Here is a 22,245-nt window from a genome sequence, read left to right on the forward strand (position 1 = left end):
ATTAGGCTATCGCTCTTATTATATAGCAAAAGTTCAGAACTAAGCTGTTATAATTAATTAGGAACAAAAAAAGATCGAACCCCTAAGGATTCGATCTTTTTAATATTTCGATAAGCTTAACTTATGCTTCTTCAGCAACAACAGCGAAAGGAATTTCAACTGAAACTTCTTTGTGTAGTTTAACTGTAGCAATATAGTTACCTATTTCTTTAACGCTGCTTACAACGATAGTTTTTCTATCTACTTTGTGACCTAGTTTTTCTAGTTCTTCAGCGATTTGGATGTTAGTTACAGAACCGAAAATAGTACCTGTAGCACTTACTTTAGTAGCAATTGTTAAAGTAACACCTTCAAGAGCTTTAGCAGCTTCTTCAGCGTCAGCTTTAATTTGAGCTAGTTTGTGAGCACGTTGTCTAAGATCTTCTGCTAACATTTTTTTAGCTGCAGGAGAAGCGATAATAGCTTGACCTGTAGGGATTAAAAAGTTACGTGCGTAACCAGGTTTAACATCAACGATGTCACCTTTATATCCTAAATTGTTTACGTCTTCTTTTAAAATTACTTGCATACTTTCCCTCCTTTATTATTTCATCATGTCAGTTACGTATGGGAGTAACGCTAAGTGACGCGCTCTCTTAACTGCTTGTGCAATTCTACGTTGGAACTTCAAAGAAGTACCAGTAATACGACGAGGAAGAATTTTACCTTGCTCGTTTAAAAATTTCTTTAAGAACTCTGGATCTTTGTAGTCGATGTACTTAATACCGCTTTTTTTGAAACGACAGTATTTTTTCTTTTTTACGTCTACCGAAGGTGGAGTTAGATATCTGATTTCAGATTGATTCTTTTGTGCCATGATTAATTGCCCTCCTTTTTAGATGATTTGATGTTTCTTCTTTTAGCAGCATATTCAGCAGCATGTTTATCCTTCTTGAAAGTCAAGAAACGGATTACGCGCTCATCTCTACGGAAAGCTACTTCCAATTTTGAAATTACAGCTGGATCTGCGTCGAACTCTAGTAACTGGTAAAATCCAGTTGACTTCTTTTGGATAGGGTAAGCCAATTTTTTTAGGCCCCAATTCTCTTCATTGATGATTTCAGCACCTTCAGCCTGAAGTACATCTTTGAATTTCTCTACCGCTTCCTTCATCTGTACATCAGATAAAACGGGAGTTAAAATGAAAACGGTTTCGTATTGATTCATACTTATTTAAAAATTTAGTTTAATAAAAAACCTTTAATTGCGGTGCAAAGATAATTATTATTTTCGGAGCAGCAAAAAGATATTAAATTTTTCTACCATCTTTAAGTGGCTTTTAGCTAGAAGAGAATTATCTTTGTGTAAACTTGTTGTAAAAGATAAATTTAGGATGATCAATAAATTTCAATTCGACATTCGGCTTATTTTTGCCACGCTAAATGGTAAGGTTTCTGCCGCTATATATCAACAGCTGCAAAAGAACTTCACTAAAAATGGAATACCCATCACTCCCGATGGGTGGACAATACTTATTTATCTTTGGGAAAAAGATGGCGTTAAGCAACAGGACTTATGCGATGCTACTTTTAAGGATAAACCCAGTATGACTCGCCTTCTTGACAGCATGGAAGAACAGCACTTGGTAGTTCGAATCTCTCAGAAGAAAGATCGACGAACCAATCTTATCTATCTAACTAAAACAGGAAGAGATTTGGAAGTTCCAATTCGTAAAATAACCGAAGAGACTTTAACCGAAGCATTAAAAGGAGTAAATAGCGACGACCTCATGATTTGCCAAGAGGTAATGAAGCAAATATTCAGAAACACAACAGGCCGTAACGACCTGTGATAATCGCTAGATAAAATACTGAACTTGCCATTCTTGGTTTTTGCCACTGTTTTATAGCTAATAATTTTCTGAATTAGATAATAATGCTTTAATTTGTCTAATCAGAATATACAGAATATAAATCTATTATAAATTACACACAGATGAAAGGCTTATTAAAAAACTTAGGATTACTTATAATTCTTGCAGGAGCTGCCATTTTAATTGGTTGTGCAGTAACAAAGAATCTAGACAATAACACACTATTAGGAACATCAATAGTCTTAATCGTTGGAGGCTTCATTGCATATATTGCAATAAACAAAAGAATCTCTGACTGATTTTAGAGTATAGCAAATAGACATAACAAACCATATTCTATCCTGACTAATCCTCTTGATAGAATATGGTTTTGTTTTTATACTCTATAATGAAACTTAATAAGTCTCTTAACTTATAAGCATAAGAAACGGGGATACACCTTGATGGTGCATCCCCGTTTCTTATTTGTAGTCAACTACAACTTAGTTTTCTTCAGCTGGAGTAATCAACTTATAACCTTTACCGTGGATATTAATAATTTCAACATTTGAGTCTGGTTTTAAGTGCTTACGTAGTTTCGTGATATACACGTCCATACTACGAGCATTAAAATAGTTATCGTCAATCCAAATTGTTTTTAAGGCAAAGTCTCTTTGAAGGATCTCATTTGCATGAGCACAAAGCAAACTTAGTAACTCCGATTCTTTCGTTGTTAGTTTAGTTTGATCGTCACCCATAATCAAAAGTTGCTTTTGAGTATCAAAGGTAAACTTACCGATTTGGTAAATACTTTTCTCCTTGTTTTTCTTACCTCTAACTCTTCTAAGGATAGCTTCAATTCTAAATGTAAGCTCTTCCATACTAAAAGGTTTGGTAATATAATCATCAGCACCCACTTTAAAACCATCTAAAATATCTTCTTTGAGTGTCTTAGCGGTTAGGAATATGATTGGAATTTCGGCATTAATTGCACGAATTTCTTGTGCTAAAGTGAATCCGTCTTTTTTAGGCATCATCACGTCGAAAATACATAAGTCGTATTTGTTTTTCAAGAAAGCTTTATAACCTTCTTCACCATCGGGATAAAGATCAGAAGAATAGCCTTTAGCTTGTAAATACTCTCTTAGCAACATACCAAGATTCTCATCATCTTCACATAATAAAATACGCAGTTTCTCGTCCATATCAATTATTTTTTAATGTAAGGTAATGCAATAATAAATTTAGTTCCCACATTAAGATCACTTTCTGCTTTTATTGTGCCGTGGTGATCTTCAATTATTTTCTTTACATAAGCCAGTCCTAAACCGAAGCCTTTAACATCGTGCAGATTACCTGTATGCACGCGATAGAACTTCTCAAAGACTTTCTTAAGATTTTCACGTTTGATACCTATACCATTATCTTCGATAGATATCATGAGCTTGTCTGAAGCATTCCATGTACGAACCGTCAAGACTAACTCTTCATCGGGCTTTTTATACTTCACAGCATTATCCATCAGATTGAAGATAACGTTAGTGATATGCATTTCATCCACAAAAACTGAAGCATTTTCAGCTTCAAGATAAGACTCAATACGCCCGTTGTTTTGTTGCACCTTAATGGTGAAGGTATGAATCACACCAGCAATCATTTCGTTGGCATCGAGCTCTTTCATTTTTAATATCGCCTTCTGCTTATCAAACATCGACATCTGCAATACCTTTTCTACTTGGAATCGGAGTCGCTTTGTCTCGTCGTTAATCACACCCGATATATGACTAAACATGGTGGGTGATTTGGCAATTGAAGGGTCTTTGAGCATCTGTGCTGCCAATGAAATGGTCGATATAGGAGTCTTAAACTCATGAGTCATATTATTGACAAAATCGTTCTTCATCTCCGTAAGTTTCTTCTGACGAAAGATTATTATAATGGTCAGAATAAAAGTTATCAACAGGACCAACGTAAAGACAGTCGACGGCACTACAAAATCAATCGAATCGTAGATATAATCTCTCTTTGCAGGGAAATGAACTTTAATAAAAGTCATCCGATTCGAAGGATCATTAGGGAACAAGGGTTGAGTGTACGAACTCTCGTTACCTTTTTCTTCATAGTCTGAGCATCGATAAATCTCATTACCACTCCTGTCTAAAACTTGAAAGTGATAAAGAAGTGTTATTCCGTTATTTATCAGCTCAGCCTTAAGATAATTATCTAACTCTCTAAAGTCTTGTCGCTCAGAGATACTCTTTTCGCTTGCCATATACAGCATCTGCCAGATTACCTCGTCAACCAAAGAGCGCTGATAAATATATCTATTCGTTACAATTTCCGAGAGTGAACGTGAGGTTTGAGGTATTGTTTTTACATTCGTTTTCTTGGGAATGCTCAAATTTACCTGGTCACTATCTCGTTGCATCATCGATTGTAGCTCATAGCTCGAATAAGAACCTTTGTTTTTATTCGACATTGGCATGCGCTGTGACTGTTTGGTTATATTGCTGCTTCGAGCTGGAGATTCGGCATAAGCCCTTCTTTCAGACTCAGAGATATCCTTCATCAACCATCTTTCGGTTTCAACAAGTTCGGCATGTTTAGAAACTCGGTACAAACTACGTTTTACCGACTCATCAAACTGCTCGTTACGCATCCTTACCATCTCTTCTATATAGCGTACTTGCATATAGATCAAGCTTAGAAAAGACAGCCCCATAATGAAACCTAAAATCAAGATTGTTGATTTCTTCATAAATCTCTAAATTAACATAGCCTAATTAACAGTTCTGATTATCATTACTCCTTATTTTGAATTCCTTAAAATCAAATAACGATAAACGATCATTTCATTTATTCTATTGACTATAACAATATAAAATAATATTTAGTTTACAAAACTAGCAAAAAATTAACTTAAATCTACTAGTACTATATTCTTATTATGGGTACAATATAATAAAATAGCTCGAATTGAGCATTAACAATTCGAGCTATTTTAACTATTTAATGGAATATACTTACTCTTTTGACTGCTTAGATTCGAATTCAGCAATCAATTTATCTTGAATATCTGTGGGTAAAAGCTCGTATTTATCGAGTTTCATGATGAATGAAGCCCTTCCTCCCGTTAGTGAACTGAGTGCTGTGGAGTAAGACGATAACTCTTTTAACGGAATTCGAGCTTGAATTTTTTCATAACCCTTTTCACTACTAAGCCCCATAATTACTCCTCGGCGACCTTGCAGATCACCCATCACATCGCCCATATAATCAGCAGGAACAAAAACCTCAACATTGTAAATAGGTTCTAATATTTTTGGAGCTGATGCTTTAAAAGCTTCGCTAAAAGCATTTCGTCCAGCCAACATAAATGACACCTCATTGGAGTCAACAGCATGCATCTTTCCGTCATAGACGATTACTCTCACATCCCGTGCATAAGAACCAGTAAGAGGTCCTCTGACCATACGTTCCATAATTCCTTTTTGGATAGCTGGAATAAAGCGCGTATCAATAGCACCACCAACAATGCTATTAACAATTACTAATTTACCACCCCAATCTAAATTAACCTCTTCGACACCACGAACGGTTATTTTTATCTCTTGGCCATCAATTTTGTAAAGCTCAGGAATTTTATCATCCCCCGTATAGGGCTCTACAATCAAGGAAACCTCCCCAAACTGACCTGCCCCACCCGATTGTTTTTTATGGCGATAGGTGGCTTTTGCCATTTTTGTTATAGTCTCACGGTATGGTATGCGAGGCACTAAAAACTCAACCTCAATTTTATCGTTGTTTTCAAGACGCCATTTAAGGGTACGTAAATGAAATTCACCCTGACCTTGCACTATAATTTGTCCCAATTCTACCGACTGGGTAATTTGCCAAGTAGGATCCTCTTCCTCCATACGATATAAAGACTCCATCATTTTTTCGGTGTCGCCCTCATTAACCGCCTTTATTGCACGAGAATATCGTGGACTTGGATATTTTATGAAATCAAACTTATAATCGCAATTCTTGTTATTGAGGGTGTCGCCCAGTTGAACCCCTTTTAGCTTCACTGTAGCACCAATATCTCCAGCCTCAAGATAGTCGACTTTGGTACGTTCGCTACCATTTACAACATAAAGCTGAGCCATTCGTTCTTTTGAGGCATTTCGACTGTTAGTCAACTCATCACCTTCGTGAACAGTTCCACTCATCACCTTAAAGAATGAAACCTCTCCGATATGAGGCTCTACACTGGTCTTAAAAAAATAGAGAGACAAAGGTCCTTTAGGATCATGCTCAACCTCTTTACCATCTGTGGTTATAACATCGGGCATTTCGGCAACAAAGGGGACAACATTGGTTAAGAACTCCATCAGACGTCTTACTCCCATATCTTTCTGAGCACACACACAAAACACAGGAAAGATTCCACGCTCCACTAAACCACGACGGATACCTTCGCGCATCTCATCCTCTGTCAATACTCCTTTATCAAAGTATTGATCCATCAAGTCTTCATCATTCTCGGCAGCAGCCTCAATTAGAGTCTTATTCATCTCTTGAGCTTTTGGTAGTTGATCTGCTGGGATTTCCTCAATCGTAGGAGTTCCTCCATCAGGACCCCAAGAATACTTCTTCATTAGAAGCACATCAATGAGAGAGTTAAAATTAGGACCCGTCTCCAAAGGATATTGAATAGGCACAACATTACTTCCATAAGATTCTCGAAGCTGTTCTAAAACCTGATCGTAATCACATTTTTCATTATCAAGCTGATTAATCAAGAATATTGTTGGCTTACGAAGTTTTTCGGTATATCGGAAGTGGTTTTGAGTACCTACTTCTACTCCATATTGCCCGTTAATCAACAGAATAGCTGTATCAGTAACATTTAAGGCAGTAACAACGCCTCCTATAAAATCATCGGCACCAGGACAATCAATAACATTAAGTTTTTTGTTGTTCCACTCGATCCCAAAGACAGAGGTAAAAACGGAATAACCATAATCTTTTTCGACTGGGAAATAATCACTACTGGTGTTTTGTTCATCTATGCTACCACGCCGTTTAATTAGCCCACTCTCATAGAGCATCGCTTCAATTAGCGTAGTTTTACCAGACCTAGAGCTGCCCATAAGGGCGATGTTCTTAATTTCATCTGTTCGATAAGTTTTCATAGCGGTTAAAGTTTAGATTTAAACTGAGATATTGTTTTTCAATTATCCCGAGGGTTATTGCAACTTAAAAATATTATAAATAGTAAACAATTTTCAAATTCTGTTATGCAACATGTATTAAGTCTGATTATACTTATCTTTGAAATTCAAACCCTAAGGTACTAGTTTATCTATCCACAGAAGCCAATTGTTTCGCCCAAGCGAGTAAGTCGTTTAGGTGTTGCCAGTAGGTCAGATGGTGGCAACGACTAGCTCCTTTTAATTAGTTTATAATATGGCTGGAATTTATATTCATATTCCCTTTTGCAAAACTAGATGTAGTTATTGCGATTTCTACTCCACCACAGAATCAAGTCTGTCAACACCTTATATAGATGCCGTTTGCCAAGAGTTAATCCTACGGAAAGACTATTTGGATAGTGAACCCATTCGTACTATATATCTGGGAGGAGGAACCCCCTCACAGCTGACCTATAATGAACTGAAACAACTTTTCGACACGATAGCGCAGCACTACGATATTGCTGGTGCGACCGAAATAACAATGGAGGCCAACCCCGACGATCTCAGCCTAGACTATCTAGAGGCGCTAAAAAGCCTACCTATTAATCGACTTAGTATAGGAATTCAAACGTTCCAACCCTCAATGTTAAAAAAACTAAACAGAAGACATACTTCCGAACAGGCAATTAGAGCTGTTTTAGATGCAAAAAGGTGTGGTTTTGACAACATAAGTATAGACTTAATGTATGGTCTTCCCGATGAAACGATGGAAAACTGGAGAAGAGATATACAACAAGCTATAGATTTGGACATTCAGCACATCTCAGCCTACCATTTAATATACGAAAAGGGGACCGTTATGCATAAAAAACTAACTCAAGGTTTCATCCAAGAAGTGGACGAAGATTTCAGCTTACAATCTTTTACTAATTTAATAAATATTCTTACAGAAAACGGCTTTATACATTACGAGATCTCAAACTTCGCTAAACCTGGTAAAATAGCACAACATAACACCTCGTATTGGACAGGAGATAAGTATCTTGGCTGCGGCCCATCGGCTCACTCTTATAATGGCTTAAATCGCTGCTATAACGAGAGTTCACTCAGAAAATACATCAACTCCATCAATAAAAACAAGTATTCCAACGAGGTTGAATATCTTGACATATCAACCCAATACAACGACTATATCATAACCTCACTTCGTACAATGCGGGGGCTTAGTCTTGACATGTTACAAAAAAGATACGGAATGACCTATTACGATTATGCACTAAACATGGCTAAAAAACATCTAAAAGATGGGAATTTAGAGCTCGTAGATAACAATTTAAAACTTACTAAAAGCGGTATATTCATATCCGACGGCATCATGAGCGATCTGCTCTACATCGAATAGCTAACTACCTATGTATTAACATATATAAATGCACCATTGGGCAAGTATAGTTAAATATAAAAACTAACCTTTTGAACTTTTTTTGGAGCCAATAAAATAGCTATCTTTGCACAAAATTTAAAATAGCTATGTCTAAGGGAGAAATAATGATCATTTTGGCCATTCTTGGTTCGCTCGTTTTTGGCTTAGTAGTAGGTACCCTAGTCAGGGGGAGAAATCTAAATAAAATTGGAAAAATAATTACAGTTTTAATCTGGATTCTACTATTTTGCTTGGGCGTAAAAGTTGGTACAGATGAAGCTGTGGTAGCTAAATTACCAACAATTGGTTTGGAAGCTCTTCTCATTACGATTGGAGCAGTTGTAGGGAGTATCTTTTTTTCATGGATGCTATGGCATCTTCTAAGTAAAAGAAATCAGAATTAAGAGATGAAAGGGAGTTTAATTATTATCGTGTTCTTCATATTGGGGACCTTTTTAGCAATGAAAGGCTTAACACCCGATTTCATTCTTGATCATAATATAAGTTTATACGCACTATGCGCCCTGATGTTCTTCATAGGGATTACAATCAGTAGTGACCCAAAGATATTACGTAGCCTGAGAAGTTTAAATCCAAGACTTTTATTACTACCTCTAATGACCATCATGGGGACCCTTGTGGGTACAGCAGTTGTAGGACTTCTAGTAAGTGACCATTCAGTTTCAGAGTGTATGGCTGTGGGTTCAGGCTTCGGCTATTACTCGCTATCAAGTGTTTTGATTGGTGAGAAAAAGGGTGCAGATCTTGCAACCATTGCCTTACTATCGAATATTATTCGTGAGATTGTAGCTCTTGTTGGAGCACCGCTGTTCTATAAATATTTTGGTACGTTTGCACCTATTTCGGTAGGTGGTGCAACAACACTAGATACAACCTTGCCAAGTATAACCAACACCATCGGTAAAGAATATACCGTACTGTGTATCTTTCACGGTTTATTTCTAGATATGAGCATTGTGTTCTTGGTAACTTTCCTCTGCTCAATCTGATAAACATCCAATTAATTAGTAATATAAAAAGAAGCGATTCAAAATCTTTATTGAATCGCTTCTTTTGTTCTTTAATACAAATGGTATATTGCTACTTATATCGTTTAGTGAATCGTAATCATCGTCGCACCAAAACCATACTCCTGAAAAGAAGCATCTTGATAAGTACATGATTTATAACTTTGTTTAAGTTCATGAAGCAGAGCTTTACGCAAAACGCCCTCACCCTTTCCGTGAATGAAAACAATTTTTTGGTTCTTGTGCGATAGATTTTCGTTCATAATTCTGCGAAACTCCTCTAGCTGATGCATCAGTATATCTTTATTGTCTAAACCAAGGGTAGAGTCTAGCAACTCATCAATATGCAGGTCAACCTCAATTACAGCATTTTTATCCTGACGAGTTTTTTTACGAATAGGTTCGGACTTGACACGCTGAAATTCGGGCTTGGTAAACAAGCTTTCCTCCAAAACCTTAGGATCAACAAGCACAGCTTTCGCTGCATGGTCACGAACCACAATTTCTTGCAGAAGTGCATAATCCTCAAAGTAAGGAGTATCCTTAAAGCTGTGAAGCTTATAGAACTTAACCATATCAATTTTCAACTCAACATCAATCGGTGCTTTGGGCTGATAATCACGATCGTACTTAAAAGCAATAAGCTGTACACGAATTTTCTCAAGCTCATTGAGCACCGACTTGGTAAAGGTCTCAACATAGAGTTTTGTATTGGGCGCAACCAAATCGTGTGAACGAACAGAAAGTTGCCCGTTAGAAGTTACATTAGCATAAGAGTAGTATAAAAAGTAGTTACTATCGTTAACTAAGTAAGTATCAAATGACGTGGTAGAAATATTCTTGATATCTTGTGGTATAAATGCCAAATAAACATTCAGAGTTTCTCCCTCTTTTGTCTCTTGAATTGCCGACTTTATAGCCTCTTCTCTATTGCTACCCGTTGTAGCCTGTTCTTTTTGTACCTCTTGCGGTGTAAGTACAGTGTTATAACTGTCAGTAGATACGATCACACATTCCGATCGCAATACAGGGATATCAAAGCCATCTTCATCTTGAACTAACACGGTATCTCTTCCTTGAAATCCCGAAATCACTCCACCTCCTACATCATTTAGAAAGCGAACTTTATCTCCTATATTCATCTTTATTATATTTAAAATGATTAATCCAATAATACTAATTATTCATTAGTTCAACAAATATCGCTACTTTTGAGCATTTAGATAGTAAGATAATGAAAGAAAGTCCAAAGCACATCAAAATAAAAGATTTCAACTACCCTCTTCCTCAGGAAAGGATAGCGAAATATCCATTAAAGAGTAGAGATCAATCCAAATTACTGGTTTACAACAAAGGTATTATAGAAGAAGATCAGTTTGAGAATATCGGGTCTTATCTCTCTGCTGGTGATTTGGTAATATTCAATAACACACGTGTTATTCAGGCTAGATTACACTTCAAGAAAGATACTGGTGCAGTTATCGAAGTGTTTTGCTTAGAACCCTATATGCCGAGTGATTATAACCTAAGTTTCCAACAAACCTCGCGCTGTGCTTGGCTTTGCATGCTGGGCAACTCGAAGAGATGGAAATCAGGTCCCCTTACTCGCACCATTACAATAGGTGATAAAGCCATTGAGCTTACCGCTCTAAGAGGAGAAGTCGTAGGCACAAGTCATGTGGTTGAGTTTAGCTGGAACGATAGTTCTGTAACATTTGCTGATATTTTGGATTACTTTGGAGAGCTCCCAATTCCTCCCTATCTCAATAGAGATACAGAAGAGGGAGATAAGAGCACCTACCAAACGGTATATTCTAAAATTAAAGGATCAGTGGCTGCCCCAACAGCCGGATTACACTTTACCCCAGCTGTTTTAGACCAACTAAGAGCAAAACAAGTGGCACTTGATGAAGTTACCCTCCACGTAGGGGCGGGAACCTTCAGGCCTGTCAAAAGCGACGAGATTATTGATCACGACATGCACACGGAGCATATCTCTGTCAACCGTGCTACAATCGAAAACATAATAAATCATGGAAGCAAAGTAATTGCTGTTGGTACCACTTCAGTGAGAACGCTAGAAAGCCTATACCAAATGGGCGTCGCTCTGGTGGGTAATCCAAATCTTACCGAAGAAGAACTTCATGTCTCGCAATGGCAACCCTATGAATCAGAGGTGGAAATCAGCTCTGTAGATGCTCTAAAAGCAATACTAAAGTTTATGGATCAGCATCAACTAGATATCCTCCACGGAAGCACACAAATAATTATAGCACCTGGCTACAAATATCAAGTAGTAAAGGCGATGATTACTAATTTCCATCAACCACAAAGCACCCTGTTACTTTTGGTATCGGCTTTTGTTGATGGCAATTGGGAGACCATTTATGATTATGCGCTAGCACACGACTTCAGATTCCTGAGCTATGGTGATTCTTCACTACTTATTCCATAGAAAGCTTTAAAACTTACTCAATATATTTGTCAGTAGATACAAAAAAGGGCTAGATAAATCAATGATCATCTAGCCCTTTCTTATGTTGTTATTTAATAGTAAGCTTACTTAGAAAGATCTTTAATGACCTTAATAATCTCGTTACCTAAAGCTTCAGCCTCATCCATTGATTGAGCCTCACTGTAAATACGAATGATTGCTTCAGTATTGCTTTTTCTCAAGTGCACCCATTTGGTAGGGAAGTCAATCTTAACACCATCAATATCGTTGATATCTTCATCTTTGTAGATTGCTTTAACTTTCTCAAGGATAGCGTCAACGTCAATTTCAGGAGTTAGATCCACCTTATTTTTAGCAATAAAGTAAGATGGGTAAGAAGCTCTAACTTCACTAACCTTTTTACCCTCATGGGCTAAATGAGTTAAAAATAGAGCGATACCGACAAGGGCATCACGACCGTAATGGCTTTCTGGATAGATGATACCACCATTACCTTCACCACCAATCACAGCATTGACCTCTTTCATTTTTGTTACTACGTTGACCTCACCAACAGCTGATGCAAAATGCTTCATACCGTGTTTCTGGGTTACGTCACGAAGTGCCCGTGTTGAACTTAAGTTCGACACCGTATTTCCTGGAGTATGCTTTAGAATATAGTCAGCAACAGTAACTAAAGTGTATTCTTCACCATACATTGAACCATCTTCACAAATAATTGCTAAACGATCAACATCAGGATCAACAACAAAAGCGACATCTGCCTTGCCTTCTTTCATCAAATCCATAATATCACCTAAGTTCTTCTCTAAAGGCTCAGGATTATGAGCAAAATGACCTGTTGGTTCACAATAAAGTTTCTCAATATGCTTTACACCCAACTGATCAAGCAGCTCCGGTAAGATTATACCACCAACCGAGTTTACACAATCAATCGCTACTCTAAAGTTGGCTTTGCGGATTGCTTCAACATCGACCAAATCGAGAGCCAGAACACTTGCAATATGTTTTTGATCATAAGTGCTATCGCGATGATAAACACCCAACTGATCCACATCTACATAATTAAAATCTTCGGATTCAGCTAAAGCTAGAATTTCTTCTCCCTCCTTTGCATTTAGGAATTCACCCTTCTCATTGAGAAGTTTTAATGCATTCCACTGCTTGGGGTTATGTGAAGCAGTAATAATAATACCACCGCATGCGTTTTCCATTGTAACAGCCAATTCGGTAGTTGGTGTAGTTGCTAAACCAAGATCAACAACATTCCATCCCATTCCCATCAGTGTACCAGCTATAATATCACGAACCATATCGCCTGAGATACGCGCATCACGTCCAATTACAATTTTATTCGTATCAACCGTTGTTGTTTTGCGAATAAAGATGGCATAAGCCGTTGTAAATTTAACGATATCTAGGGGATTCAATCCTTCCCCTACTCTACCGCCTATTGTTCCGCGGATACCTGAAATGGATTTAATTAACGTCATAGTATTTATTTAATTAGTGCTTTGATATTGCTAGCTTACGTAGATCATATGCATATGGAGTTACCTCACGGTTAGCTACAGTATGCCCTAGTTTTGAAGAAACAATAACTCGAATATGACCGTTGTGTCGAATATATTTTAGCGGAATTAACCAACCCGAGGGCACAGTCTTACTGCCATAGATTTCGACCATATTACCACGATCTACAAATTCACCTCTCAGACGATCTTTATCTACAGTATAGATGAAAGCATCTACGAAGTTAGCCTGATTTATATTACTAGCATTTGTAAAGTAACCTTGAGGAATATCGTATTCTGTAAAACGAACAGTGATTTCAGATCTAGTCTTAAACGTATCAGCAAGATTCTCAGACCCTTTAGTCTGAATCTGCATATACAGACCCGTTTGAAGCTCTACATACTCATTCTTATCGACATCAGTTTCCTTATTATTTGAAATAAACTCATCCATAGAGATTACCTTAATATCCTGTTTTTTGATGTATCTTTCAATCGCCTTTTTCTCATCGGCTAACCTCTCAGCGTAGGTTCTACTCTTACTACAAGATTGGAATGCTATAAGTACAGCCAATACAGATAGTATGGTGAATACTGTTTTTTTCATGTTGCTTTATATTATGCAGATAATAATGGTTTAAATTTTAAGATAGCTTCTTCTAGCCTTTTTATAGCCTCATCTAGAGTTCCGTAAAACTCACCACCAGAAGCATTACGATGTCCACCGCCATTAAAAAACTCAGCAGCCATTTCATTGCAAGGGAAAGTACCCACAGATCGCAAAGAAACTTTAATTAAGCCAAGATCTTTATCTTCCTTTAGAAAACAAGAACACACTATATTCTTCATTGATAAGGGGATATTAACGAAACCTTCGCTATCACCTTTAATGAAATCGAATTTATTTTGCTCCTCATCTGTAAGGGTTAGCAAAGCTATGTTTTCTGGGTATACCTTCATGGTTGTCAATACATGACCCATCAAGCGTAATCTAGCCTCTGAATAGGTATGATTAACTTGGCGATAAATTAAATCTTTATCAATGCCATGATCAAGTAATAGGCTGATTATGGTATAAAGTTCTTTACGATTAGAGTTGTATGTGAATGATCCAGTATCGGTCATCAGTCCTGTATAGATACACTCAGCTGAAGACTTAGTCATTTTGTCTAACATCCCCATTTGGTAAATAAGGCGAAACACAAGTTCTGCAGTTGCTGGAACCTGAGTATAAGATATTGTGATATCACAGTGATCTCCTGGGAACAAATGGTGATCAATCATAACCTTTTTAGCTTTTGATTGCTCTAAAACACTTGCCATATCTCCACCTACTCTGCTCAATGTATTAAAATCAAGCATACACAATACATCGGCTTTAATTATGCAATCAGTAGCTTCTTTAGTATTTTTATTAAAAAAGATAATATCTTGACTCCCAGCAAGCCAACCCAAGAATTCAGGAAACTCGTTGGGCATAATCACTTGAACCTTTTTGCCCAAGGTTTTGAGCAAATCAGCTAAGCCTAAAGAAGAACCTACTGCATCACCATCAGGACCAATATGTCCTACAATAACATAGGATTCGTATTGAGTTAACCAACCTTGAAACTGTTCTACTTTAGATTGTTCTATTAATTTTGTTAGCATTATCTTATTTTAAATTACGATCGTATTGTATGCAAATTTAAGAAAATCTTTCTTCTTATGGTAAGAACTCTACATAAGCTTTTCTATCTAAGAAGATATAATCCATATTATTTGCTTGACAAATCGACATTAATAACTTTTTTTGATCTACTGATGGATTAAAGACTGCTAAAATAGTGGAAAACTTATAATTATCTAGAAGAACTGCTAGCTTATTATAGCTATTTTTATCTAAAATAAGATAATCAACCTCAAAGCGATTAGGACTGACTTTCAATTCTTTCTGTTTTACAGATTCTGACCCCAGCATAACTGAAGCCTTATCAAAAAGTAAGATTCCATCCTGATACACCAAAGCTCCTTCTACTGTAACCCTGTCAATAACCTGAGGAGCATGGTAATGACTTCGTAGCCACCTGCGATGATTATTTATAACAAGTTGCTTAGCGTGCGTGCTGGCTTGAGGGACTATCAAACTAAGCTTTCCGCCTTTCTCTACACATTCAACGAAGTAGTTTTGCCCATCTCGAATCAGTTTAAGTGATTTTTCGGGGAAATGATGATAATATTCAACACTATGAACACCAACGAGAATAAGAATAGAGGTCAAAAATAAAAACAGATAGCGAGCTCCACTGAATTTGAGTAGGCAGTAGAAAGCCAGAATCAGCAAAAATAGTAATCCTAACTCAACAGGATACAGGCAAATATCGGTAAGCTTAGCATAGGGCAAGTTACCCACAAACATCACAATATCATTAATTAAACTTGTTAGCCAGCGTGTCAGACTAGTCAAAAATTCCGCAAGATAGGGAATCCAAAGCATTGCTACATAAACCACCAAGAAGTATAAGAGTATTGTAATCATAGGGATTACCAAGATATTGGCGAGCAAAAAATAGATCGGAAAGCTTTCAAAGTAATAGATAATCCAAGGCAGTGTACCGAGTTGTGCAGCCAATGAAACTACAATTAGCCCCCATAAATAGCGTGTTAGTATATACCTGGGCTTTAATAAGGAATAGACTAAAGGATAAAACATTAAAATCGCTAAAACAGCTGAGAACGACAAGATAAACCCAATATCAAACAACCAAAAGGGATTAAAGAGCAACATTACAAATGCGACAAAAGCAAGAGAGTTCAAACCCACCCGTCGCCTTAAAGAGAGGGTTGACAAGCCCAAGAGGGTATAAAGTAGAACCGATCGAACCACCGAAGGATTTCCACCGACAAAAAGGGCAAAGAGCCACAAGAGTATAACTGTTAAGACTAACGCCAGCGAATCTCTAAACCCAAACCAACGAGCCACCAGCTTAAAGAATAGCGATAAAATCAAAAACAATAGACCAATATGCAAACCCGAGAGGGCAAGTACATGACTAACTCCTGCCGAAGCATATGCACCCTTCAAATCACCACTTAAATCTTCTTTTAATCCTAGTGTCAGGGCTGAGACTAAGGCTAGTTGACCCCCTTTTAATCCCAAAGAGATATAACGCTCATAGATGTTTTGTCGTTGTTGGTAAAGCCACCCCGCAAACGAAGTTCCACCTGCCATTAGTTTTTTAACTGATCCAGTCTCTGCAAAACAAGTCCCAGCAATTGATTTATGTCTAAGATAGCGTGAATAATCGAAATCAAAGCTAAACAGCGGTGAATCGGGACTCGTTAGTTTTCCTGTAAAAGCAATAATATCATTTCGATCAAACACAGGTGTGTCAAGAGATTCAGCAGGAAGATAAAGTATAATTTTATCCTTTAAGCCATCGCCAAGTTGAACTAGAAGGTGGTATCGACCATTTTTGAATTCCACACTACTTACCACTGTAGCTAGATGTGGAGTTGAAGATTCGCAAGTAAACTTTGTAGGTTGCTCAACTTGCGTACGCATTAGCCCCATAAAAAATAAGAACATTGCCAAAACCACTCCAAAAAGCCAACGCATCCGAAAGCTTTTATTCTTCAGGTGTAAAACAAGTAGAATTAGAAGCAAAACCAGCTCAACTGCAATAAATAGACCAATAGAGATTGGAGAACTATCGTAGGTATCAGCAAAAATAATACCCCCTAATAAGGGGATTAATATCCTTACTAGAGGGTATTTATGGATAAAATTAAGATCCACAACGAAGATCTAATTATAAGTTCTTCATCTCTTTTGTCATTTTGATTGGGTCGGGAGCATTAAAAATTGCACTACCCGCTACAAGAACATCGGCACCAGCCTCAACAAGACGTTTACCAGTTTCAAGATTTACACCACCATCAATTTCGATTAGGGCATGAGATCCCGAAACTTCAATAAGCTCACGGAGTTCTTTAACCTTATCTATTGTGTTCTCGATAAATTTTTGACCTCCAAAACCTGGGTTAACACTCATTAGCAAAACCATATATACATCTTTAATGATGTCTTTCAAGAAAGAAACAGGAGTTGCAGGGTTGATAGTTACTGCAGGTTTCATACCTGCTTCTTTGATTTGTTGAATCACACGGTGTAGGTGTGGGCAAGCTTCAAAATGTACATTCATAATCTCTGCTCCTAAAGCCTTAACTTCAGGAATAAACTTTTCGGGCTGAACAATCATCAAGTGTACATCAAGAGGTTTTGTGGTTAGCTCGGCTACATACTTAAGCACAGGAAACCCAAAGGATATATTAGGTACAAAAACCCCATCCATGATATCAATATGAACCCAATCGGCATCCGACTCATTGACCATCTTCATGTCATCTGCCAAATGAGCAAAGTTTGCAGATAGAATTGAGGGAGATATTATAGGTCTTTTCATGATCGATTATATTTAATAATATAGTTTGTAATATACTTATTTCATTCTAAATTTACAGCATACGAAAGCTTGAATCAATAGCAAACCCACGAAGTAAATCAGCTATAGGGAGACGTTTCTTTCCTGGTAGTTGCATAACCTCAATGGCTATAAACCCACCTTGAACGGCTACCAATAGCTCGTCTTTCTCTTCTTGAAGGATTGAGCCTATCGCTAAGTCATGCATACGCTCGACCATTCTACTTTGGAAGATTTTAACGACACGTTTTTCACCTTGCTGATCAACAAGTGTACTCCAAGCTGCAGGATAAGGTGAAAGACCACGAATAAAGTTATGAACAGCCTGAACTGACTGATCCCAGTTAATCTGACAAGTCTCCTTAAATATTTTGGGGGCAGCTTTCAAAATCATTTTTTCAGCCTCTATCAACTGATTTTGGGGTATAGGGTTCTCCTGCCCATCTAAAATGATATTAACTGTATCTATAACTGTATCGGCTCCTAAACACATAAGTCGATCGTGTACATCACCAACATTATCATCGGCCCCGATTTCAATCGTACGTTGCAAAAGAACATGTCCCGTATCAATCTCGTGTTGTAGGAAGAAGGTCGTAACACCAGTCTGAACATCTCCATTAATTATAGACCAATTGATAGGTGCAGCACCTCTATACTGAGGCAATAACGAAGCATGTAGGTTGAAAGTTCCCATTTCAGGCATATCCCAGACTACCTCAGGCAACATCCTAAAAGCCACTACAATTTGCAGATCGGCTTTGAAGCTCGCTAATTCGAGAATAAACTCTTCATCTTTAAGATTAGTAGGCTGAAGGATAGGTAAATTCTGAGATAGAGCATACTCTTTAACCGCAGAGTATTGAATTTTATGTCCACGCCCAGCTGGTTTATCAGGCATGGTCACTACAGCCACAACATTGTAATTGTTTTCTACTAATTTTTTTAAGGGCTCCACAGCAAACTCGGGAGTCCCCATATATATAATTCTAAGAGATTCTTTGTTCATAACTTATTCTTCTGAAAAATGAATTAATACCTCACGGTAGGAGTTAAATATCTTCGATTTTGAGACAAAGCCCAAATAAACACCATCCTCATCAATCACGGGCAGATTCCAAGCATTGGTATCGTCGAAAGTACGCATGACGTTTTCCATATGCTCCGTATTCAATATTTTGGCTGGAGGGAAGGTCATAAACTTCTCTACCTTGAAGCGATGGTAAAGCTCTTGACGGAACATAATATTACGGATATCGTCGAGTAAAACTATTCCCAAAAGCACCCCTTTATGATCTGTAACAGGGAATACATTACGCTTCGAAGAAGCTATGGCTTTGACCATCTCACCCAAATCCATATCGGGATAAACCACTACGAAATTATTCTCAATAACATTCGACATCTTCATTAGTGTGAGTACGGCTCGATCTTTGTGGTGCGTAATTAGTTGACCTTGCTTGGCCAAACGCATAGAGTAAATACTATGTGGTTCAAAGGCTAAAATCGTAAGATAAGAGCTAACTGAAACAATAATTAAAGGCAAAAATAGGTCATACCCCCCCGTAAGCTCTGCAATCAAGAAAACACCAGTCAGTGGAGCATGCATTACTGCAGCCATCACAGCTGCCATTCCCATAAGCGCAAAATTCTTTTCGGGCAACTGCCCAATGATATCTAAACCATTAATACCGTGTGAGAACACAAAACCAGCGATACAACCCAAGAAGAGTGAAGGCGCAAATAATCCACCACAACCTCCACCACCATTGGTAGCACTAGTCGCAAAAACCTTGAATAAGACAACAAAGGCTAGATAAACCAAAAGTAAGTTTCCGTAACCATAGAATAGAGAATTATCCAAGACTCGATCCCATTCTAGCTCGGTGTTACCATTGATCAACACGTTAATGGTTTCGTAACCCTCACCATAAAGTGCCGGAAAAAGGAAAATCAAGGTACTAAGCATAACACCACCAAGCGCTAGCTTTTGATAAGGACTCCTGTATTTAGAAAAGATTCCCTCGAGCTTGTTCATCGTACGTGTAAAGTACAAAGAAACCAAACCACAAGTAAAACCCAGTAATATAACATAAGGTATACGCTCAAGCTCAAATGGATTATCCATATGGAACTTGAAGATGGCCTCCTGACCTGTTATCACGTACGAAACCGTAGCTGCAGTAACCGATGAAATAAGTAGAGGTAAAAGAGAACTCATCGTCAAATCGAGCAGCAATACTTCAATAACAAAAACCAGCCCCGTGATAGGAGCTTTAAATATCCCAGCAATAGCTCCTGCTGCACCACAACCCACAAGTAACATCAACGTACGTTGCTCAGCTTTAAATAGACTACCAAGATTTGATCCGATAGCTGAGCCCGTAAGTACAATCGGTGACTCTCCTCCAACCGATCCACCAAACCCAATGGTTATAGAACTGGCGATAATAGAGCTCCAAGTGTTGTGGCGTTTGATACGCCCTTTACGCTTAGATATAGCATAAAGAATTTTTGTTACCCCATGGCTAATATCATCTTTTACGATATATCGGACAAAAAGCCCAGTCAGAAAAATACCAACAACAGGATAAATTAGGTAGAGGTAATTCGCTCCCGTACTACTAAAGTTATTGGTAAGAAAAGTCTGAATAAAGTGAATCATTACTTTGAGTAGCAATGCGGCCAAAGCCGTCAGTATCCCCACTACAAAGCTCAAAATTAAAATAAAATGCTTTTCACTTATTTTATTCTCTCTCCAATCAAGAATACGCTGATACAAACTTAGATTCTCCAATTTAATTTTATTGTTTTATTTTAAATACTGACTCCTATTAACCCAGACTCTTTATTGTCTGATTACTTTTACTTGTCCACCCTTACCTAGTTTTATAATACTAGAAGGTTTAGGACGGCTCATATCATTTTGTCGATATTCCACAATATAATCTACTTGAGCCTTTATCTCCTCACTAATTTCAGAAAAATTAGCCGGTGTAGGCTGGCCACTGATGTTAGCAGAAGTCGATATGATCGCTTTTCGGAAGCGTTGGCATAATTGTTGGCTAAACTTTTCGGTAGTAACACGAATTCCGATACTGCCATCTTCAGGCAATAGGTTTGGAGCAAGATTACGCGCACCATCATAAATTAGAGTTAATGGCTTATCGGTAAGCTCGATCAAATCCCAAGCTACTGGAGGCACTACGTCAACATAGAAATCGACCTTAACAGTAGAGTCAACCATCACAAGTAAAGCCTTGCTATCGGTTCTTTGCTTGATCTCATAGACACGCTGCACAGCCTCAGGGTTTGTTGCATCGCAACCAATTCCCCACACAGTATCGGTAGGGTAGAGAATAATTCCCCCATCGTACAAGACTTGGCAGGCTTTTTTTAAATCTTCTATCATAATTTTATTGGGATGTTTTATATTGCTTTAGAATTACAAAAATAGCTTTTAAAACTCAATAATTGAAAAGTATAAAATAGTATTTCTTTTAGTAAGCTCGAATTCAAAGTTTATACACCAACTCTTACCTTTTTAAGCGTTTTTATTTTCTTTCTCATGATTTTAATTGAGTCGTTGGGCGTAAAAGCGTAATTTTGTTGGAATCTAAGTATAACAGACAAATGGAAAAAAGTAATTTCAAACATATCCTACCCATCCAACTTCGCTTTAACGACATCGACCAGTTTGGTCATGTTAATAACTCCGTATACTTCTCATTCTACGATTTGGGTAAAACCAATTACTTTGGTTCTGTATGCCCCAATGTCGACTGGAACAAAGATGCCATAATGGTTGTACATCTTGAAATTGACTTTATAGAGCAAATTTATTCCACTAACCGCATTGCTGTACAAACTGCAGTGACCCAAATTGGCAATAAGAGCTTTCAACTCTATCAAGAGGTGATTGATCAAAATACCCAACAAGTAAAATGCTCTTGTAAATCGGTAATGGTGACTTATGACTTAGAAAACCACTGTTCCAAACCCTTATCTGAAGATTGGAAAGAGGCCATTTGCGACTTCGAGGGTAAAGATGTAAGACGAAAATAAGAGGAGCTTATCTTCAATCAATAAGAGCCTAGTACTTTGCTACCTCCGACTTACTCGCAGCCCTCTAACGACCTAGTCATTTGCAGTAGAGTAGCTGGTTATCACCATCAAACCAAGCTAAAACTTAAGCCGATAACCCTTTAAGTGGAAATCAAAGACTCTAATTAAAATAAGTCTAAACAAAAGGAAATCATAGGCTTTTTTAGTACTTTTACAAATCTAGAGTTGGAGCAATTTGAAGCTTTTACTCTTGAGTATCGAAAGAAAACAAGAAAACAATATA

General features: G+C 37.6%; 22 protein-coding genes. 7 read left to right on the forward strand and 15 right to left on the reverse strand.

The window, feature by feature from the left end:
• Window positions 1–121 precede the first annotated feature (121 nt).
• From rplI to rpsF, 3 genes are read right to left on the reverse strand one after another with little or no spacing between them, the layout of a single operon-like run.
• Window positions 122–568: a 50S ribosomal protein L9 gene (gene rplI / locus B091_RS0101910; RefSeq protein WP_018108317.1), complete on the reverse strand. Its 447-nt coding sequence runs from the start codon at window positions 566–568 to the stop codon at window positions 122–124.
• Between the two features lie 15 nt (window positions 569–583).
• Window positions 584–856 (reverse strand): 30S ribosomal protein S18, encoded by a 273-nt coding sequence (gene rpsR / locus B091_RS0101915; RefSeq protein ID WP_018108318.1) that lies wholly within the window; start codon window positions 854–856, stop codon window positions 584–586.
• Between the two features lie 2 nt (window positions 857–858).
• Window positions 859–1,206, reverse strand: coding sequence for a 30S ribosomal protein S6 (rpsF, locus tag B091_RS0101920; RefSeq protein WP_018108319.1), 348 nt, complete (start codon window positions 1,204–1,206; stop codon window positions 859–861).
• Window positions 1,207–1,372: 166 nt separating this feature from the next.
• Here rpsF and B091_RS0101925 point away from each other — a divergent pair, with 166 nt between their 5' ends.
• Together B091_RS0101925 and B091_RS12730 are read left to right on the forward strand one after the other, a co-directional pair.
• Window positions 1,373–1,831 (forward strand): MarR family winged helix-turn-helix transcriptional regulator, encoded by a 459-nt coding sequence (locus tag B091_RS0101925; protein WP_018108320.1) that lies wholly within the window; start codon window positions 1,373–1,375, stop codon window positions 1,829–1,831.
• Between the two features lie 143 nt (window positions 1,832–1,974).
• Window positions 1,975–2,151, forward strand: coding sequence for a hypothetical protein (locus B091_RS12730; protein ID WP_018108321.1), 177 nt, complete (start codon window positions 1,975–1,977; stop codon window positions 2,149–2,151).
• Window positions 2,152–2,334: 183 nt separating this feature from the next.
• Here B091_RS12730 and rprY read toward each other — a convergent pair whose 3' ends face one another.
• From rprY to B091_RS0101945, 3 genes are all read right to left on the reverse strand, one after another.
• The gene (rprY, locus tag B091_RS0101935; protein ID WP_018108322.1) at window positions 2,335–3,036 is read right to left on the reverse strand and encodes a response regulator transcription factor RprY; all 702 of its coding nucleotides are present in this window, start codon (window positions 3,034–3,036) and stop codon (window positions 2,335–2,337) included.
• Between the two features lie 5 nt (window positions 3,037–3,041).
• Window positions 3,042–4,589, reverse strand: coding sequence for a sensor histidine kinase (locus tag B091_RS0101940; protein WP_018108323.1), 1,548 nt, complete (start codon window positions 4,587–4,589; stop codon window positions 3,042–3,044).
• A gap of 265 nt (window positions 4,590–4,854) precedes the next feature.
• A complete protein-coding gene (locus B091_RS0101945; protein WP_018108324.1) occupies window positions 4,855–7,011 on the reverse strand; it encodes an elongation factor G in 2,157 nt (718 codons plus the stop codon).
• A gap of 274 nt (window positions 7,012–7,285) precedes the next feature.
• Here B091_RS0101945 and hemW point away from each other — a divergent pair, with 274 nt between their 5' ends.
• The 3 genes from hemW (at window position 7,286) to B091_RS0101960 (ending at window position 9,447) form a co-directional block, all read left to right on the forward strand.
• Entirely contained in the window at window positions 7,286–8,416 is a 1,131-nt protein-coding gene (gene hemW, locus B091_RS0101950; RefSeq protein WP_018108325.1) for a radical SAM family heme chaperone HemW, read from the forward strand.
• Between the two features lie 128 nt (window positions 8,417–8,544).
• Window positions 8,545–8,841: a LysO family transporter gene (locus B091_RS0101955; protein ID WP_018108326.1), complete on the forward strand. Its 297-nt coding sequence runs from the start codon at window positions 8,545–8,547 to the stop codon at window positions 8,839–8,841.
• 3 nt (window positions 8,842–8,844) lie between these two features.
• A complete protein-coding gene (locus B091_RS0101960) occupies window positions 8,845–9,447 on the forward strand; it encodes a LysO family transporter (RefSeq protein WP_025069390.1) in 603 nt (200 codons plus the stop codon).
• Between the two features lie 104 nt (window positions 9,448–9,551).
• Here the strand turns inward: B091_RS0101960 and B091_RS0101965 are convergent, their stop codons facing one another.
• Complete coding sequence (locus B091_RS0101965; RefSeq protein WP_018108328.1) at window positions 9,552–10,607, reverse strand: DUF2027 domain-containing protein; 1,056 nt, start codon at window positions 10,605–10,607, stop codon at window positions 9,552–9,554.
• A 92-nt stretch (window positions 10,608–10,699) separates the two neighbouring features.
• On the opposite strand from B091_RS0101965, the gene B091_RS0101970 reads away from it, so the two are divergent.
• Window positions 10,700–11,920 carry an S-adenosylmethionine:tRNA ribosyltransferase-isomerase gene (locus B091_RS0101970; protein WP_018108329.1) on the forward strand — a complete coding sequence of 407 codons (1,221 nt, stop codon included), beginning with the start codon at window positions 10,700–10,702 and terminating at the stop codon, window positions 11,918–11,920.
• A 104-nt stretch (window positions 11,921–12,024) separates the two neighbouring features.
• Here B091_RS0101970 and glmM read toward each other — a convergent pair whose 3' ends face one another.
• From glmM to B091_RS0102010, 8 genes are read right to left on the reverse strand one after another with little or no spacing between them, the layout of a single operon-like run.
• Entirely contained in the window at window positions 12,025–13,413 is a 1,389-nt protein-coding gene (gene glmM, locus B091_RS0101975; RefSeq protein ID WP_018108330.1) for a phosphoglucosamine mutase, read from the reverse strand.
• A gap of 13 nt (window positions 13,414–13,426) precedes the next feature.
• A complete protein-coding gene (gene bamK / locus B091_RS0101980; protein ID WP_018108331.1) occupies window positions 13,427–14,041 on the reverse strand; it encodes a BamK family beta-barrel-assembly machinery protein in 615 nt (204 codons plus the stop codon).
• A gap of 11 nt (window positions 14,042–14,052) precedes the next feature.
• Window positions 14,053–15,084: a DHH family phosphoesterase gene (locus tag B091_RS0101985; protein ID WP_018108332.1), complete on the reverse strand. Its 1,032-nt coding sequence runs from the start codon at window positions 15,082–15,084 to the stop codon at window positions 14,053–14,055.
• Between the two features lie 55 nt (window positions 15,085–15,139).
• Window positions 15,140–17,212 carry a ComEC/Rec2 family competence protein gene (locus B091_RS0101990; protein WP_018108333.1) on the reverse strand — a complete coding sequence of 691 codons (2,073 nt, stop codon included), beginning with the start codon at window positions 17,210–17,212 and terminating at the stop codon, window positions 15,140–15,142.
• A 13-nt stretch (window positions 17,213–17,225) separates the two neighbouring features.
• Window positions 17,226–17,879, reverse strand: a complete 654-nt coding sequence (rpe, locus tag B091_RS0101995) for a ribulose-phosphate 3-epimerase (RefSeq protein ID WP_018108334.1) — start codon at window positions 17,877–17,879, stop codon at window positions 17,226–17,228.
• 52 nt (window positions 17,880–17,931) lie between these two features.
• Window positions 17,932–18,906 (reverse strand): methionyl-tRNA formyltransferase, encoded by a 975-nt coding sequence (gene fmt, locus B091_RS0102000; protein ID WP_018108335.1) that lies wholly within the window; start codon window positions 18,904–18,906, stop codon window positions 17,932–17,934.
• Window positions 18,907–18,909: 3 nt separating this feature from the next.
• Entirely contained in the window at window positions 18,910–20,700 is a 1,791-nt protein-coding gene (locus tag B091_RS0102005; protein WP_025069386.1) for a chloride channel protein, read from the reverse strand.
• Between the two features lie 45 nt (window positions 20,701–20,745).
• On the reverse strand, window positions 20,746–21,309 hold the full coding sequence (locus B091_RS0102010) for an L-threonylcarbamoyladenylate synthase (protein ID WP_018108337.1): 564 nt from the start codon (window positions 21,307–21,309) through the stop codon (window positions 20,746–20,748).
• A 221-nt stretch (window positions 21,310–21,530) separates the two neighbouring features.
• Between B091_RS0102010 and B091_RS0102015 the strand changes: the two genes are divergently transcribed.
• Entirely contained in the window at window positions 21,531–21,962 is a 432-nt protein-coding gene (locus B091_RS0102015; RefSeq protein WP_018108338.1) for an acyl-CoA thioesterase, read from the forward strand.
• Window positions 21,963–22,245: the final 283 nt, after the last annotated feature.

The sequence above is a fragment of the Bacteroides propionicifaciens DSM 19291 = JCM 14649 genome (assembly GCF_000375405.1).
In the GTDB taxonomy this organism is placed as follows: domain Bacteria; phylum Bacteroidota; class Bacteroidia; order Bacteroidales; family Bacteroidaceae; genus Bacteroides_E; species Bacteroides_E propionicifaciens.

Bases quoted from the DNA above. Each gene is read 5' to 3' on its own strand.
- B091_RS0101945 (WP_018108324.1), bottom strand. From the start codon at position 7,011: ATGAAAACTTATCGAACAGATGAAATTAAGAACATCGCCCTTATGGGC.
- B091_RS0101955 (WP_018108326.1), top strand. From the start codon at position 8,545: ATGTCTAAGGGAGAAATAATGATCATTTTGGCCATTCTTGGTTCGCTC.
- B091_RS0101965 (WP_018108328.1), bottom strand. From the start codon at position 10,607: ATGAATATAGGAGATAAAGTTCGCTTTCTAAATGATGTAGGAGGTGGA.
- B091_RS0102015 (WP_018108338.1), top strand. From the start codon at position 21,531: ATGGAAAAAAGTAATTTCAAACATATCCTACCCATCCAACTTCGCTTT.
- bamK (WP_018108331.1), bottom strand. From the start codon at position 14,041: ATGAAAAAAACAGTATTCACCATACTATCTGTATTGGCTGTACTTATA.
- B091_RS0101960 (WP_025069390.1), top strand. From the start codon at position 8,845: ATGAAAGGGAGTTTAATTATTATCGTGTTCTTCATATTGGGGACCTTT.
- hemW (WP_018108325.1), top strand. From the start codon at position 7,286: ATGGCTGGAATTTATATTCATATTCCCTTTTGCAAAACTAGATGTAGT.
- rpsR (WP_018108318.1), bottom strand. From the start codon at position 856: ATGGCACAAAAGAATCAATCTGAAATCAGATATCTAACTCCACCTTCG.
- rprY (WP_018108322.1), bottom strand. From the start codon at position 3,036: ATGGACGAGAAACTGCGTATTTTATTATGTGAAGATGATGAGAATCTT.
- B091_RS12730 (WP_018108321.1), top strand. From the start codon at position 1,975: ATGAAAGGCTTATTAAAAAACTTAGGATTACTTATAATTCTTGCAGGA.
- rpsF (WP_018108319.1), bottom strand. From the start codon at position 1,206: ATGAATCAATACGAAACCGTTTTCATTTTAACTCCCGTTTTATCTGAT.
- B091_RS0101970 (WP_018108329.1), top strand. From the start codon at position 10,700: ATGAAAGAAAGTCCAAAGCACATCAAAATAAAAGATTTCAACTACCCT.
- B091_RS0101985 (WP_018108332.1), bottom strand. From the start codon at position 15,084: ATGCTAACAAAATTAATAGAACAATCTAAAGTAGAACAGTTTCAAGGT.
- B091_RS0101925 (WP_018108320.1), top strand. From the start codon at position 1,373: ATGATCAATAAATTTCAATTCGACATTCGGCTTATTTTTGCCACGCTA.
- B091_RS0102010 (WP_018108337.1), bottom strand. From the start codon at position 21,309: ATGATAGAAGATTTAAAAAAAGCCTGCCAAGTCTTGTACGATGGGGGA.
- B091_RS0101940 (WP_018108323.1), bottom strand. From the start codon at position 4,589: ATGAAGAAATCAACAATCTTGATTTTAGGTTTCATTATGGGGCTGTCT.
- rplI (WP_018108317.1), bottom strand. From the start codon at position 568: ATGCAAGTAATTTTAAAAGAAGACGTAAACAATTTAGGATATAAAGGT.
- glmM (WP_018108330.1), bottom strand. From the start codon at position 13,413: ATGACGTTAATTAAATCCATTTCAGGTATCCGCGGAACAATAGGCGGT.
- rpe (WP_018108334.1), bottom strand. From the start codon at position 17,879: ATGAAAAGACCTATAATATCTCCCTCAATTCTATCTGCAAACTTTGCT.
- fmt (WP_018108335.1), bottom strand. From the start codon at position 18,906: ATGAACAAAGAATCTCTTAGAATTATATATATGGGGACTCCCGAGTTT.